Below are 15064 nucleotides of genomic sequence, written 5' to 3' on the forward strand. Positions count from 1 at the left end.
GGAGAGAAGGATGAACCGTTTATCACGCATCAGTGCCGTCAACTGGAATAAAATTCAGGACGATAAGGATCTTGAAGTCTGGAATCGACTGACCAGCAATTTCTGGCTGCCAGAAAAAGTGCCGCTGTCGAACGATATTCCGGCCTGGCAAACGCTCACGCCTGCAGAACAGCAGCTTACCATCCGCGTATTTACTGGTCTGACGCTGCTCGACACCATCCAGAACACGGTGGGCGCGCCATCACTGATGCCCGATTCACTGACACCACATGAAGAGGCGGTACTGTCAAACATCAGCTTTATGGAGGCAGTCCACGCCCGCTCTTACAGTTCCATTTTTTCGACACTGTGCCAGACCCGTGACGTTGACGCCGCCTATGCCTGGAGTGAGAAAAATGCGCCGCTGCAACGTAAAGCGCAGCTCATCCTCGATTATTATACCGCCGACGAACCACTGAAAAAGAAAATCGCCAGCGTCTTTCTCGAATCGTTCCTTTTCTATTCCGGCTTCTGGCTGCCAATGTATTTCTCCAGTCGCGGCAAGCTGACCAACACGGCGGATCTTATTCGTCTTATCATTCGTGATGAAGCTGTGCACGGCTACTATATCGGCTATAAGTATCAGAAAGGGCTGGAGAAAGTGAGCCCTGAAAAACGCGAAGAACTCAAGCATTTTGCATTGGATCTGCTGATGGATCTGTATGACAACGAGATGGTCTACACCGACGAGCTTTACGCCGGAAGCGGCTGGGAAACAGAAGTAAAAGCATTCCTTTGTTATAACGCCAACAAGGCACTGATGAATCTTGGTTACGAGGCGCTTTTCCCGTCAGAGATGGCGGCAGTGAATCCGGCTATTCTCGCCGCGCTGTCACCCAATGCGGATGAAAATCACGATTTCTTTTCCGGTTCAGGTTCATCGTATGTGATGGGTAAAGCCGTCGAAACTGAAGATGATGACTGGGATTTCTGATAATAATAGCCGGGGAATGGGATTACGGTGCTTTATTAAAATATTTCCCCATTTGTTCTAATTTTTCACACAAATATTCAATACCGTCTACACTGTCATCGTAGCGTCATATTCGGCTGAATCATCATGATCCAGCCGAATTTGCGCTGTGCGAAAGCAATTTTTTGACAAAAATTCAATTCCCGCTCAGCCCTTATCTCATGGGAAATCCCGGCTATTCTTGCATGATCAATTCCGCATCATTCATCCATCAAGGGTTGTCTCAGATTCTGAGTATGTTAGGGTATTGCCAGACAATTATTTTAATCGGGTAATTTATAGCGCAAATAAATAACAGGAAACCTCTTATTGCATGGCAATTAAATTAGAAATCAAAAATCTCTATAAAATATTTGGCGAGCATCCACAACGAGCTTTCAAATATATTGAAAAAGGACTTTCGAAAGAAGAATTACTGGAGAAAACGGGGCTATCGCTTGGCGTTAAAGACGCCAGTCTGGCCATTGAAGAAGGCGAGATATTTGTCATCATGGGATTATCCGGTTCCGGCAAATCCACAATGGTACGCCTTCTCAATCGCCTGATTGAACCCACCCGCGGACAGGTGCTGATTGACGGCGTGGATATCGCCAGAATATCAGAAAGTGAACTCCGTGAGGTTCGCAGAAAGAAAATTGCGATGGTCTTCCAGTCATTTGCCCTGATGCCACATATGACGGTGGCAGATAATACTGCGTTCGGTATGGAACTCGCCGGAATACCATCGCAGGAACGTCAGGAAAAAGCCCTTGATGCATTACGTCAGGTGGGGCTTGAGAATTATGCCCACGCTTATCCGGATGAATTATCCGGTGGCATGCGTCAGCGTGTTGGTTTGGCCCGCGCATTAGCCATTAATCCTGACATCTTATTAATGGACGAAGCCTTCTCAGCGCTCGATCCCTTAATTCGCACCGAGATGCAGGATGAACTGGTGAAATTGCAGGCGAAACATCAGCGTACCATTGTCTTTATTTCACATGATCTCGATGAAGCCATGCGAATTGGAGACCGGATTGCCATTATGCAAAATGGCGAAGTGGTTCAGGTCGGTACACCAGATGAAATTCTGAATAATCCGGCGAATGATTATGTCCGCACCTTCTTCCGTGGCGTGGATATTAGTCAGGTGTTCAGCGCCAAAGATATTGCTCGTCGTTCACCGAACGGATTGCTTCGCCGTACACCAGGTTTCGGTCCACGCTCGGCGCTGAAATTGCTGCAGGATGAAGACCGTGAATTCGGTTACGTCATCGAGCGCGGTAATAAATTCCTCGGCGTCGTTTCCATTGATTCCCTGAAAGCCGCACTGAAAGAAGGACAGAGCATTGACGCCGCGTTGATTGACGCACAACTGGCCGTTGATGCCCAGACACCGCTCAGCGAGTTGCTCTCCCATGTCGGTCAGGCGCCCTGCGCGGTTCCGGTGGTAGACGAAGAACAACAGTACGTTGGCATCATTTCAAAACGCATGCTGTTACAGGCTTTAGATCGCGAGGGGGCAAACAATGGCTGATCAAAACAATCCGTGGGATGCTGCACCAGCAAATGACAACGCCGCCGCATCGGCAGATGCCTGGGGCGGCGGCGGTTCGACACCGGCACCCACTGACGGCGGTGGCGCAGACTGGCTGAACAGCGCGCCTGCACCGCAACCCGAACATTTTAATATCATGGATCCGTTCCATAACACGCAGATCCCGCTCGATAACTGGGTGACGCACGGCATTGACTGGGTAGTAATGCATTTCCGCCCGCTATTCCAGGGCATTCGCGTGCCGGTGGATTACATTCTGAGCACCTTCCAGCAATTGCTGATGGGGATGCCGGCTCCGGTCGCTATCATGCTCTTCGCGCTGATAGCCTGGCAGATCTCAAGCCCCGCCATGGGGATCGCGACGCTGGTTTCTCTGGTTGCCATCGGCGCCATCGGTGCCTGGTCTCAGGCAATGGTGACGCTGGCGCTGGTTCTTACTGCGTTGTTTTTCTGCATGATCATCGGCCTGCCACTCGGGATCTGGCTGGCGCGCAGCCCGCGCGCGGCGAAAATCATTCGTCCGTTACTGGATGCCATGCAGACCACGCCAGCGTTCGTCTACCTGGTGCCGATCGTGATGTTATTCGGTATCGGTAATGTGCCAGGCGTCGTGGTGACGATTATCTTCGCCCTGCCGCCAATTGTCCGCCTGACCATTCTGGGGATTAACCAGGTGCCTGCGGACTTGATTGAAGCATCACGCTCTTTTGGCGCCAGTCCACGCCAGATGCTGTTCAAAGTGCAGTTGCCGCTGGCGATGCCGACCATCATGGCCGGGGTAAACCAGACCCTGATGCTGGCGCTGTCGATGGTGGTGATCGCCTCGATGATCGCCGTCGGCGGTCTCGGTCAGATGGTTCTGCGCGGCATTGGCCGTCTTGATATGGGTCTGGCGACTGTCGGTGGCGTGGGGATTGTCATTCTCGCCATTATTCTCGACCGCCTGACTCAGGCAATGGGTCGCGACGCCCGCAGTCGCGGCAACCGTCGCTGGTACTCCACCGGCCCCATTGGGTTGATCACTCGCCCTTTCACTAAATAACGAATAAGGAACAACGATGCGACATAGCGTACTTTTTGCCACAGCGTTTGCCACCCTTGTATCCACCAGCACATTTGCTGCTGATCTGCCTGGCAAAGGCATTACTGTTCTGCCGGTACAAAGCACCATCACGGAAGAAACCTTCCAGACACTACTGGTCAGCCGCGCGCTGGAAAAACTGGGCTATACCGTCAGCAAGCCGAGCGAAGTGGATTACAACGTCGGCTATACCTCTATCGCGTCCGGCGATGCCACTTTTACCGCCGTTAACTGGCAACCGCTGCATGATGACATGTACGCCGCCGCAGGGGGCGACAAGAAATTTTACCGTGAAGGCGTGTTTGTGACCGGCGCAGCTCAGGGTTACCTGATCGACAAGAAAACCGCTGAGCAATATCACATCAAAAGCATTGATCAATTGAAAGATCCGAAGATCGCCAGCCTGTTTGATACCAACGGCGACGGCAAAGCGGACCTGACCGGTTGTACGCCGGGCTGGGGTTGCGAAGCGGTGATTAATCACCAGATTGGCACGTACGACCTGAGCAAAACCGTCGAGCACAATCAGGGGAATTATGCGGCGATGATGGCCGACACTATCACCCGTTTTAAAGAAGGCAAACCGGTGCTGTACTACACCTGGACGCCATACTGGGTGAGCGATGTGCTGAAACCGGGTAAAGATGTGGTCTGGCTGCAGGTTCCGTTCTCTTCAATGCCAGGGGAGCAGAAAGACATCGACACCAAACTGCCGAACGGTGCGAACTATGGTTTCCCGGTGAATACCATGCACATTGTCGCTAACAAAGCCTGGGCAGAGAAAAACCCGGCTGCGGCAAAACTGTTCTCGGTGATGAAACTGCCTATTGCGGATATCAACGCTCAGAACGCCATGATGCATCAGGGCAAAGCCTCCGAAGCAGACATTCAGGGTCACGTGGATGGCTGGATCAACGCCCACCAGCAACTGTTTGATGGCTGGGTAAAAGAAGCGCTGGCGGCGCAGAAGTAACAAGAAAAGCCCCTGGCAATAATGTGTGCCAGAGGCTTTTTATTTTTAACGGCGTCCCGCCCGTCGTGCTCTCGCCATATAATCAACCGCTTCAGATTCACTGATTACGCTGCCTGACGCCGATGAGATGCCTGGCGAACGGTTGCCGAGGCCCTTCACTGATGAGACCGGCAGCGCCATCGACGTTAGTACCGTGATACCCGATAAAGGTGGATTGCGTGGTGCGGGAAGGTCCGGCGTCAGAGGTGAGCGCTTCATTCGTGCCGCTTCAGGATTTTTATTTTTCACCGCCTTCGCAGACACACCTGTGGCCACCGATGCTGCTACCGTCACGCCGGTTTCTACATACCCTGCCGTCGTCACAGCGGCGGCGGCACCTTCTGACATCGCTATCTGTTGATGCCGCCTTCGCCAAACGGGCCAGAGAAGCTGACACTCCGCTACGCTTTGCTGCCTCGCCAAACGGCGACCAGCCATGAAGGTCATCCCCGGTCAATTGTAATGTCATAAAAAATACTCCAGTCTGGTGAGATGAGACAGGAGTGTGGTATTTCAGCAATACCAGAATTGCACCTTAAAAAAACAGAGCCAGGCAAAATAAAAACAAATGGCACTTTCCGACACCAGACATACTCCTCATTTTTCTCACTTTGGTTATCATGACGTTATCGCTTAATCCTTTATCTGATGAATATTCATGACCAAACCCAATTCTGGACTTAGCCCGGCGCTGATTGCTCTGATGTCAGTGGCGACAGGGCTGGCTGTTGCCAGCAACTATTACGCGCAACCTTTACTCGATACTATCGCTCGCGCCTTCTCGCTTTCCGCCGGGCAGGCAGGTTTTATCGTTACTGCCGCACAACTCGGCTATGCCGCAGGGTTGCTGTTTCTGGTGCCGTTGGGCGATATGTTCGAGCGCCGGGGGCTTATCGTTACCATGACGCTGCTGGCGGCGGGTGGAATGTTGCTCACCGCCAGCAGCCAGTCGCTGACGCTAATGATCGTCGGTACCGCGCTGACGGGGTTGTTTTCCGTGGTGGCGCAGATTCTGGTACCGCTGGCTGCCACGCTTGCCGCCCCGGACAAGCGCGGCAAGGTCGTGGGCACGATCATGAGCGGCCTTTTGCTGGGGATCCTGCTGGCACGTACCGTCGCAGGCCTCCTCGCCAGTCTCGGCGGCTGGCGCACCGTCTATTGGGTTGCCAGTGTATTGATGGTGCTGATGGCGCTGGCGCTATGGCGTGGATTACCGAAAATAAAGCAGGAGAATCATCTCAACTATCCGCAATTACTGGGATCGATTTTCCGCCTGTTTGCCGGAGAAAAGCTGCTACGTACCCGCGCTCTGCTCGGCTGTCTGACCTTCGCTAACTTCAGTATCCTCTGGACCTCGATGGCCTTTTTACTGGCGGGCTCCCCCTTTCACTTTTCCGAAGGCGTGATCGGCCTGTTTGGTCTCGCGGGGGCCGCTGGCGCACTGGGCGCTCGGCCGGCTGGCGGGCTGGCAGACAAAGGCAAGTCTCACCTCACCACCACCATTGGACTGGTACTGCTGTTGCTGTCGTGGGTCGCCATCTGGTTCGGTCATGTTTCCGTGCTGGCGCTGGTTATCGGCATCCTGGTGCTTGACCTCACCGTTCAGGGCGTGCATATCACCAACCAGACAGTGATTTATCGTATTAAACCCGAGGCGCGTAATCGCCTGACGGCGGGCTATATGACCAGCTACTTTATTGGCGGTGCAGCGGGTTCGCTGCTCTCTGCTTCGGCCTGGCAACATGCGGGCTGGGCCGGAGTGTGTCTCGCCGGAGCCGTCGTCGCCACACTAAATTTGCTGGTGTGGTGGAGCGGGTTTCATCGCATGAGTGCCGAAACCTGAACGTAATTTCATGGGTCACGTCTTTACCAGACGGCGGGGTGTTAAGCCGCCCTGCAGTCTGGTAAGGTGTAACGACTTATTAACCCGGGTTACTTTTTCGCCCGTTATTTATTCGTAGTTAATATAAACCGATATGGAAACCCCTGCCGAATTGACGGGCGTGCCGTCGCCTGGTCCGTCAACACTGTTCGAAGGCGTGAAAGACAGTTTACCGATTGTCATTAGCTATATTCCCGTCGCGTTTGCCTTTGGACTGAATGCCACGAAGCTCGGTTTTACGCCGCTCGAAAGCGTTTTCTTCTCCTGCATTATTTACGCTGGCGCCAGCCAGTTCGTGATCACCGCGATGCTGGCTGCTGGCAGTTCACTGTGGGTGGCGGCGCTAACCGTGATGGCGATGGATGTGCGTCATGTACTCTACGGACCGTCGTTGCGCAGCCGCATTACAGCGCAGTTGCGTAAACCCAAAACCGCACTTTGGGCGTTCGGGCTCACGGATGAAGTGTTTGCCGCCGCCACGGCGAAGCTTGTGCGCGACAACCGCGGGTGGAGTGAAAACTGGATGATCGGCATCGCCTTCTGCTCATGGGCATCCTGGGTACTCGGCACGGTGATGGGGGCGTATTCAGGCAGTGGTTTGCTGGAGGGGTTCCCGGCGGTGGAAGCGGCGCTCGGCTTTATGCTGCCCGCGCTGTTTCTGAGTTTTCTGCTGGCCTCTTTTCAGCGTAAGCAGTCACTGTGCGTCACCGCATCGCTCGTCGGCGCGCTGGCGGGTGTGACGCTGTTTTCGATTCCTGCCGCAATTCTCGCCGGTATCGTCTGTGGCTGCCTGACCGCACTGGCGCAGTCCATCCTGCAGGGAGAATTCAATGGGCAGTGACGTTCTGTTTCTTGGCCTGCTGGTGGGGTGCGCTAATTACCTCTTCCGCTATCTGCCGTTGCGAGTGCGGGCCGGGCAACACCGCCCGTCGCGACGGGGTGTGGCTGGCGTACTGCTGGATACCATTGGTATCGCCTCGATTTGCGCGTTACTGGTGGTATCTACTGCACCGGAAGTGATGGCAGATGCCCGCCGCCTGTTACCCACCCTGATGGGCTTTGCCGTGCTGGGCATGAGTTTCTGGAAGACGCGGAGCATTATTTTCCCCGTGCTGCTGAGCGCGCTGGCTTATGGGCTGGCGTGGAAATATTTATTCCTTTTATAGACTTGAATAATGAATTTAGCACAAATAATTCATTTACATTATTTGTCACTAGCGTTATTATATCGGCTGCAATTAATGAGGTTATACCCAAATGGATAGTTCGTTCACGCCCATTGAACAAATGCTAAAATTTCGCGCCAGCCGTCATGAAGATTTTCCCTATCAGGAGATCCTCCTTACCCGTCTAAGCATGCATATGCAGGGAAAACTGCTGGAAAACCGTAATAAAATGCTGAAAGCTCAGGGGATTAACGAGACGTTGTTTATGGCGCTGATTACGCTTGAGTCTCAGGAGAACCACAGTATTCAACCGTCCGAGTTGAGCTGCGCCTTAGGCTCTTCACGTACTAACGCCACCCGTATCGCTGATGAACTGGAAAAACGTGGCTGGATCGAGCGTCGCGAAAGCGATAACGATCGCCGTTGTCTGCACCTGCAACTGACCGAAAAAGGTCACCAGTTCCTGCGTGAGGTTCTGCCTCCGCAACACCACTGCCTGCATCAACTCTGGTCTTCACTGACGACTGCCGAGAAAGACCAGCTTGAGCACATCACCCGTAAGTTACTGACTCGTCTTGACCAAATGGATGAAGATGGTGCCATTTTAGAGGCCCTTCGTTAAGCCAGGGATCGCTCACTTATCCTGATTCAAAAAAAAGAAACCGTCAGGCCAGCAGGTCTACACTGCTGGCCTTTCTGATAAACAGGTCGGCCCAGCCGATGTGAAATAAGAAGATCGTGGAGAAACACAATGAGCGCTAATGCGGAGATGCAAACCCCGCAGCAACCTGCCAGCAAAAAAGGTAAACGTAAAGGTGCCCTTCTGCTGCTGACTTTGCTCTTTATTATTATTGCCGTGGCCTATGGCATTTATTGGTTCCTGGTCCTTCGTCATTATGAAGAAACTGATGATGCCTACGTGGCGGGCAATCAGGTTCAGATTATGGCGCAGGTGTCTGGCAGCGTGACGAAGGTCTGGGCTGACAACACCGATTTTGTACAGAAAGGCGACGTGCTGGTCAGCCTGGATCCCACCGATGCGCAACAGGCTTATGAAAAAGCCAAAACGCAACTGGCATCCAGCGTCCGCCAGACCCGTCAGTTGATGATCAACAGCAAGCAGTTGCAGGCGAACATTGACGTTAAAAAAACCGCACTGTCTCAGGCGCAAACCGACCTTAATCGTCGTATTCCGCTCGGCAGCGCCAACCTGATTGGTCGCGAAGAACTGCAACACGCCCGTGATGCCGTCGCCAGCGCTCAGGCAGAACTGGATGTGGCAATTCAGCAGTATAACGCCAATCAGGCAATGGTGCTGTCTACCAGACTGGAAGAACAGCCTGCCGTTCAGCAAGCCGCAACCGATGTACGCAACGCATGGCTGGCCCTGCAACGTACGAAGATTGTCAGCCCGATGACCGGTTATGTCTCCCGTCGCTCCGTGCAGCCTGGCGCGCAGATTAGCCCGACCACGCCGCTGATGGCGGTGGTGCCGGCGAACAATCTGTGGGTTGATGCCAACTTTAAAGAGACGCAACTGGCACATATGCGTATTGGTCAGCCCGTCACGGTTATCAGTGATATTTACGGCGATGACGTGAAATACACTGGCAAAGTGGTGGGTCTGGACATGGGTACCGGTAGCGCGTTCTCTCTGCTTCCGGCGCAAAACGCCACCGGTAACTGGATCAAAGTGGTTCAGCGCCTGCCGGTGCGTATCGAGCTGGATGCAAAACAGCTCGCCGAACACCCGTTGCGTATTGGTCTGTCAACGCTGGTGGAAGTGGATACGTCAAACCGTGACGGCCAGATGCTGGCAAGTCAGGTTCGTACCGACCCGGTCTATGAAAGCGATGCCCGTGAAATCAGCCTTGATCCGGTGAACAAAGAGATCAACGACATCGTCCAGGCGAACGCTAACTAATCCGGGGTGAGTGTAATGCAACAGCAAAAACCGCTGGAGGGGGCGCAACTGGTCATTATGACGATTGCGTTGTCTCTTGCGACTTTCATGCAGGTGCTGGACTCCACCATTGCTAACGTGGCGATCCCTACCATCGCCGGTAACCTTGGCTCGTCGTTGAGCCAGGGAACCTGGGTTATCACCTCTTTCGGGGTGGCGAACGCGATCTCCATTCCGATTACCGGCTGGCTGGCAAAGCGTGTCGGCGAAGTGAAGCTGTTTTTGTGGTCCACTGTCGCCTTTGTCATTGCTTCCTGGGCCTGCGGCGTGTCAAACAGCCTGACGATGCTGATTTTCTTCCGCGTCATTCAGGGGGTTGTCGCCGGGCCGCTGATCCCGCTGTCGCAGAGTTTGCTGTTAAGTAACTATCCACCCGCTAAGCGTTCTATTGCGCTGGCGCTGTGGTCAATGACTGTTATCGTGGCGCCTATCTGCGGCCCGATCCTCGGCGGTTACATCAGCGACAACTATCACTGGGGCTGGATCTTCTTCATTAACGTGCCGATTGGTCTGGTCGTGGTGCTGATGACCCTGCAAACCCTGCGCGGACGCGAAACCCGCACAGAACAGCGGCGGATTGACGGGATTGGCCTGGCGCTGCTGGTGGTGGGTATCGGCAGTCTGCAAATTATGCTCGACCGTGGTAAAGAGCTGGACTGGTTTAACTCCACCGAAGTGGTGACGCTGACCATTGTGGCGGTCGTGGCGATAAGCTTCCTGGTGGTGTGGGAGCTGACGGACGACAACCCGATTGTCGATCTGTCATTGTTTAAGTCGCGAAACTTTACTATCGGCTGTCTGTGTATCAGCCTCGCCTATATGCTCTATTTCGGCGCGATCGTGCTGCTGCCGCAGTTGTTGCAGGAGGTGTATGGCTATACCGCCACCTGGGCGGGGCTGGCATCTGCGCCAGTCGGGGTGATCCCGGTGCTGCTGTCGCCGATTATTGGCCGTTTCGCCCATAAGCTCGATATGCGGCGGTTGGTGACGTTCAGCTTCATTATGTATGCCGTGTGCTTCTACTGGCGCGCGTATACCTTTGAACCTGGCATGGACTTTGGCGCCTCCGCGTGGCCGCAGTTTATTCAGGGCTTCGCCGTGGCCTGCTTCTTTATGCCGCTGACCACCATCACATTGTCTGGTCTGCCGCCGGAACGTCTGGCGGCGGCGTCGAGTCTGTCGAACTTTACCCGTACGCTGGCGGGTTCAATTGGCACCTCGATCACTACCACCATGTGGACTAATCGTGAGGCGATGCATCACGCGCAGCTTACGGAGTCGGTAAACCCGTTTAACCCGAACGCGCAGCAGACGTATGATCAGTTGCAGGGTATGGGGATGACACAGCAGCAGGCATCTGGCTGGATAGCGCAGCAGATCACCGACCAGGGGCTGATTATCTCGGCTAACGAGATTTTCTGGATCTCCGCCGGGATTTTCCTCGTACTGCTGGGTCTGGTATGGTTCGCCCGACCGCCGTTTGGTGCAGGCAGTGGCGGAGGCGGTGCGCACTAACAAAAAAGCCAGTTCATTTGAGCTGGCTTTTTTTTGCTGCGGGAAACGAAACTAGATATGCAGTTCCTGCAGTTTCTCTTTCGGCAGCGCCAGCTCTTCATTGCTGTTAACACGAACACCGCGCTCGATGATGTGACGCGCAATATCCTGCGCTTCGTCCAGCGAGTGCATGGTGTAAGTACCACACTGATAGACATTCAGCTCCGGGATCTGGCTTTGATCTTTAACTTTCAGCACATCGGCCATTGCCGCTTTCCAGGCATCTGCGACGCGCTGCTCATCCGGCGTGCCAATCAGGCTCATATAAAAACCGGTACGGCAGCCCATCGGGGAGATATCGATGATTTCAACGCCATTGCCGTTGAGGTGATCACGCATGAAACCGGCAAACAGGTGTTCCAGGGTGTGGATCCCTTTTTCCGGCATGACTTCTTTGTTCGGTACGCAAAAGCGCAGATCGAAAACGGTGATGTCATCACCGTGTGGGGTGTGCATATTCTTTGCGACGCGGACTGCAGGTGCTTCCATTCGGGTATGGTCGACAGTGAAACTATCTAGTAATGGCATTCGTCACCTCCGACAGTGATTTTTTTTTAAATAAAATGAACTCTTTCTGGTGGAGCAAGTCTGAGTATATGAAAGACGCGCATTTGTTATCATCATCCCTGTATTCAGAGATGAAAGTTTGGCCACAGTGATGTGGCCTTTTTCTTTTGTGTCACGCGTGCCGCGCAACCAGCGCGGAGAATGGCTCGCTGTCCGCCGCTTCCGCCTCACGCTGACGCTGCAACGATGCACTGCGCTCTGCGTCAAACTCGCCTTCCGTCAGGATTTCCAGTGGCTCTTCACGTAACAGATTGCGATACGCGTCCCCTAATGCTCTTCCGGTTCCACCAATGCCTTCATCAATCATAGAACGCAGAATGCGTGCTGAGAAAGTTAATTCCGGATTATCAAAGCTGGCAACCAGTTCATCGCACACTTTCTGATAGGCATTTCCGCCGTCAATACCGTCCAGCGTCTGCGCCACACGTTTGAGATCACGGAACAGATCTTTACCGACCTTCGGCAGCGGGAATTGTGCGGTTTCGCAGCCGATACCCAGCGTCAGCCCTGGCTTACGGCCTTCGAGGATCACCCGGTTCCAGTTGGTGCGGGTACACAGCAGTTCGTCACTGCTCATTTCCGGCGCATCCGCCAGTACGCACCAGACCATGAACAGATCAAGGAAACGCACCTGCTGTTCGTCAACGCCAATCGGCGAGAACGGGTTGATATCTAATGAACGCACTTCGATATATTCAATACCGCCACGCAACAGCGCATCAGACGGAGTTTCGCCGCTGCGGGTTACGCGTTTCGGGCGGATTGGCGCATACAGCTCGTTTTCTATCTGCAGAATATTACTGTTGATTTGCAGGTACTTACCGTCTTTCTGCAGGCCAATTTTCGCGTACTCTTCCGACGGGGTTTTGATCGCGCGCTTCAATCCTGCCACATAGTCGTGGAGATCGTTAAATGTAATTCCGAGATTGCTTTGCGATTTATTGGTATAGCCGAGATCGCTCAGACGCAGCGAGGTCGCATAAGGCAGGTAGTACATGCCGCAGTCGGTCTTCTCAAACGGCAATGTTGTTGGTTTACCCTGCAGGAAAGAGGAGCAAATCGCCGGTGATGCGCCAAACAGGTATGGGATTACCCAGCCAAAACGATAATAGTTGCGGATCAGGCGGAAATAGCCTGCTGAGATAGCCTCTTTGCCGCTGTCGACGTCATCGACGCCACACTTCGCTTTCCAGAACGCCATCGGTAATGAGAAATTGTAATGGACGCCGGAAATCGTTTGCATCAACGCGCCATAGCGGTTTTTCAGCCCTTCGCGATAGAGCGTTTTCAGCCGCCCCATATTCGAAGTGCCATATTGCGCCAGTTGGATATCCTGACCGGGTGCGATGTAGCATGGCATACTCAGCGGCCACATCCGCTCTTCACCCAGATGACGCGCAGTGTAACGATGCACGTCGCGCATAAAGGTCAGCATATGGTCAATGTCGCCATCCACAGGGGTAATAAACTCCAGCAGGGCTTCAGCGAAATCGGTGGTAATCCATTTATGCGTTAACGCCGAGCCTAACGCTTCCGGGTGTCCGGTAGTCGCCAGCGTGCCGTCTGCATTCACACGCAACGTTTCGCGCTCAAGACCACGCTGGATCCCTTTTAATGCCTGAGGGTGGTTTTCCAGCCAGGCCAGCGCCTGTGATACGTCCGGGATCAAATTGACCTCCCGCCTGTCAAAATCGTTTTATTAAGCATAATTGTAATGGTGGACGATTAAAGGTCACCAAAAAAGCAATTAGTGCCACCACATCATGCCCTGGAGTGTTGCCGCCGCCACAACGACATAGCGCAACGCTTTTCCAAGGCATAAAAAAAAGAGTACCGGCCTCCAGGGAATACGCATCCATCCCGCCAGCAGGCACAGCAAATCGCCCATAACAGGCATCCAACTCAGCAGCAGCGCGACCGCGCCGTAGCGCTTCAGCCAACCCGCTGCTTTTTCCTGCCACCGGGACGTTTTACGCAACGGAAACAGGCGACCAAGAATAACGTTAGTTACCCCTCCAGCGCTATTACCTATTGTTGCTATTAACACCAGAAGCCAGGGTTTACTCGCGCCGGAAAGCAACAACGCAACCAGTACGGCTTCAGAATTGCCGGGCAGCAAGGTTGCACTAAGAAAACTACTGGCAAACAGTGAAAGAAGCGACAGACCCTCACTCACAATAGTCGGACATCCACAACGTCCATGCCTGCGCTTGCTGCGGCCTGTAGGCCAAAGTCCGCATCTTCAAACACAATGCATTTTGCAGGGTCAACCCCCATGCGCTCAGCGCAAAGCAGAAAGGTGTCCGGGGCAGGTTTGTGATGCTGAACGTGATCGGCAGCGACGACAGCAGAAAAATAGTGGCGTAATCCCAGATGCGCCAGTAGCGCTTCGGCAACTGCGCTTTCGCTACCTGTACCAACGGACATCGGCCGCCGCCCGTGCCACGCTTTGACAACGTCAATCAACGGTAAGGGTTGCACGGAATCCAGCAACATGATTTTAACCGCGTCCGTTTTCTCGCGGGCCAGCGCGTGAGGATCGAGATCGGCCTGATTCAGAGCGATAATGGCCTCCGCGATTCGCCAGGTCGGCGAACCGTTAAGCGCAATGATGGACTGTTCGTCAAAACGAATTCCGTAACGTCCCAACACCTCATGCCACGCTTTACGGTGGGTGGGTTCAGTGTCGAGAATCGTGCCGTCCATGTCGAAAATCAGCCCTGCATAACGTTCGTACATTGCGCCCTCACAAACCGAATATCAAAACGTTACTTTATCGCAAAAGGTGTTTTTTGTCGCCGCCGGATAGAGAGACGATAAAGGCACCTCCCGGTGCCTTTCGCGATGTTGCGTCTGTTTTAGCGGATCCGTAGATCATTTTCGACTACGCGTACACCAGGCACTTTACGAGCCACGTCCACCGCCCGCTTCGCATCAGCTTCGGAATCCACAAAACCGCTCAACTGCACCCGCCCTTTGAATGTCTCAACGCTGATTTGGCTGGATTTTATTGCTTTGTCGCCGAATAGCGCGGATTTCACTTTGGTAGTCACGACGGTATCGTCAATGTAGCCGCCAGTGCTTTCTTTAGTGGAAGAGCCTGCGCAGCCAGACAGGGATAATGCGACCAGAGCCGCAACGCCAAGTGCAGCCAGTGCTTTGAAACCTTTCATGGAATATTCTCCTTGCTACCCGCATACGTATTAATGACAAATATAAACTAGCCGGAAAGCAGCAAATTTGCCAATAGGAAACAGGGAGTTATCGGGAGAGAAAATTTCAATAAGAGA

General features: G+C 53.5%; 16 protein-coding genes. 10 read left to right on the plus strand and 6 right to left on the minus strand.

Annotated features, from left to right (window positions below; all coding sequences use genetic code 11):
* Window positions 1-10 precede the first annotated feature (10 nt).
* From nrdF to proX, 4 genes are all read left to right on the plus strand, one after another.
* Window positions 11-973: a class 1b ribonucleoside-diphosphate reductase subunit beta gene (gene nrdF / locus GTGU_RS12330; protein ID WP_038157420.1), complete on the plus strand. Its 963-nt coding sequence runs from the start codon at window positions 11-13 to the stop codon at window positions 971-973.
* 352 nt (window positions 974-1325) lie between these two features.
* Window positions 1326-2528, plus strand: a complete 1203-nt coding sequence (gene proV, locus GTGU_RS12335; protein ID WP_038157423.1) for a glycine betaine/L-proline ABC transporter ATP-binding protein ProV — start codon at window positions 1326-1328, stop codon at window positions 2526-2528.
* Window positions 2521-3591, plus strand: coding sequence for a glycine betaine/L-proline ABC transporter permease ProW (gene proW / locus GTGU_RS12340; RefSeq protein WP_038157426.1), 1071 nt, complete (start codon window positions 2521-2523; stop codon window positions 3589-3591). Before proV ends, proW begins: the two co-directional genes overlap by 8 nt.
* A gap of 16 nt (window positions 3592-3607) precedes the next feature.
* Window positions 3608-4603 carry a glycine betaine/L-proline ABC transporter substrate-binding protein ProX gene (proX, locus tag GTGU_RS12345; RefSeq protein ID WP_038157429.1) on the plus strand — a complete coding sequence of 332 codons (996 nt, stop codon included), beginning with the start codon at window positions 3608-3610 and terminating at the stop codon, window positions 4601-4603.
* A 45-nt stretch (window positions 4604-4648) separates the two neighbouring features.
* Here the strand turns inward: proX and GTGU_RS12350 are convergent, their stop codons facing one another.
* Entirely contained in the window at window positions 4649-5080 is a 432-nt protein-coding gene (locus GTGU_RS12350; protein ID WP_156964140.1) for a hypothetical protein, read from the minus strand.
* Between the two features lie 220 nt (window positions 5081-5300).
* On the opposite strand from GTGU_RS12350, the gene GTGU_RS12355 reads away from it, so the two are divergent.
* From GTGU_RS12355 to emrB, 6 genes are all read left to right on the plus strand, one after another.
* Window positions 5301-6485: an MFS transporter gene (locus GTGU_RS12355; protein ID WP_038157433.1), complete on the plus strand. Its 1185-nt coding sequence runs from the start codon at window positions 5301-5303 to the stop codon at window positions 6483-6485.
* Between the two features lie 133 nt (window positions 6486-6618).
* A complete protein-coding gene (locus GTGU_RS12360) occupies window positions 6619-7365 on the plus strand; it encodes an AzlC family ABC transporter permease (RefSeq protein ID WP_038157435.1) in 747 nt (248 codons plus the stop codon).
* Window positions 7355-7690 carry an L-valine transporter subunit YgaH gene (ygaH, locus tag GTGU_RS12365; protein WP_038157436.1) on the plus strand — a complete coding sequence of 112 codons (336 nt, stop codon included), beginning with the start codon at window positions 7355-7357 and terminating at the stop codon, window positions 7688-7690. Before GTGU_RS12360 ends, ygaH begins: the two co-directional genes overlap by 11 nt.
* Before the next feature lie 91 nt (window positions 7691-7781).
* Window positions 7782-8312: a transcriptional repressor MprA gene (mprA, locus tag GTGU_RS12370; protein WP_038157438.1), complete on the plus strand. Its 531-nt coding sequence runs from the start codon at window positions 7782-7784 to the stop codon at window positions 8310-8312.
* Between the two features lie 129 nt (window positions 8313-8441).
* Entirely contained in the window at window positions 8442-9614 is a 1173-nt protein-coding gene (gene emrA / locus GTGU_RS12375) for a multidrug efflux MFS transporter periplasmic adaptor subunit EmrA (protein WP_038157440.1), read from the plus strand.
* 15 nt (window positions 9615-9629) lie between these two features.
* Window positions 9630-11168: a multidrug efflux MFS transporter permease subunit EmrB gene (gene emrB / locus GTGU_RS12380; protein WP_038157443.1), complete on the plus strand. Its 1539-nt coding sequence runs from the start codon at window positions 9630-9632 to the stop codon at window positions 11166-11168.
* A 51-nt stretch (window positions 11169-11219) separates the two neighbouring features.
* On the opposite strand, the gene luxS is transcribed toward emrB, so the two are convergent.
* From luxS to GTGU_RS12405, 5 genes are all read right to left on the minus strand, one after another.
* Window positions 11220-11735: an S-ribosylhomocysteine lyase gene (gene luxS / locus GTGU_RS12385; protein WP_038157445.1), complete on the minus strand. Its 516-nt coding sequence runs from the start codon at window positions 11733-11735 to the stop codon at window positions 11220-11222.
* Window positions 11736-11886: 151 nt separating this feature from the next.
* Complete coding sequence (gene gshA / locus GTGU_RS12390) at window positions 11887-13443, minus strand: glutamate--cysteine ligase (protein ID WP_038157447.1); 1557 nt, start codon at window positions 13441-13443, stop codon at window positions 11887-11889.
* A 78-nt stretch (window positions 13444-13521) separates the two neighbouring features.
* Window positions 13522-13950 carry a YqaA family protein gene (locus tag GTGU_RS12395; RefSeq protein WP_038157449.1) on the minus strand — a complete coding sequence of 143 codons (429 nt, stop codon included), beginning with the start codon at window positions 13948-13950 and terminating at the stop codon, window positions 13522-13524.
* The gene (yqaB, locus tag GTGU_RS12400) at window positions 13947-14513 is read right to left on the minus strand and encodes a fructose-1-phosphate/6-phosphogluconate phosphatase (protein ID WP_038157451.1); all 567 of its coding nucleotides are present in this window, start codon (window positions 14511-14513) and stop codon (window positions 13947-13949) included. Before yqaB ends, GTGU_RS12395 begins: the two co-directional genes overlap by 4 nt.
* A 119-nt stretch (window positions 14514-14632) precedes the next feature.
* Complete coding sequence (locus tag GTGU_RS12405) at window positions 14633-14947, minus strand: BON domain-containing protein (RefSeq protein ID WP_038157454.1); 315 nt, start codon at window positions 14945-14947, stop codon at window positions 14633-14635.
* Window positions 14948-15064: the final 117 nt, after the last annotated feature.

Source organism: Trabulsiella guamensis ATCC 49490 (assembly GCF_000734965.1).
In the GTDB taxonomy this organism is placed as follows: Bacteria; Pseudomonadota; Gammaproteobacteria; order Enterobacterales; family Enterobacteriaceae; genus Trabulsiella; species Trabulsiella guamensis.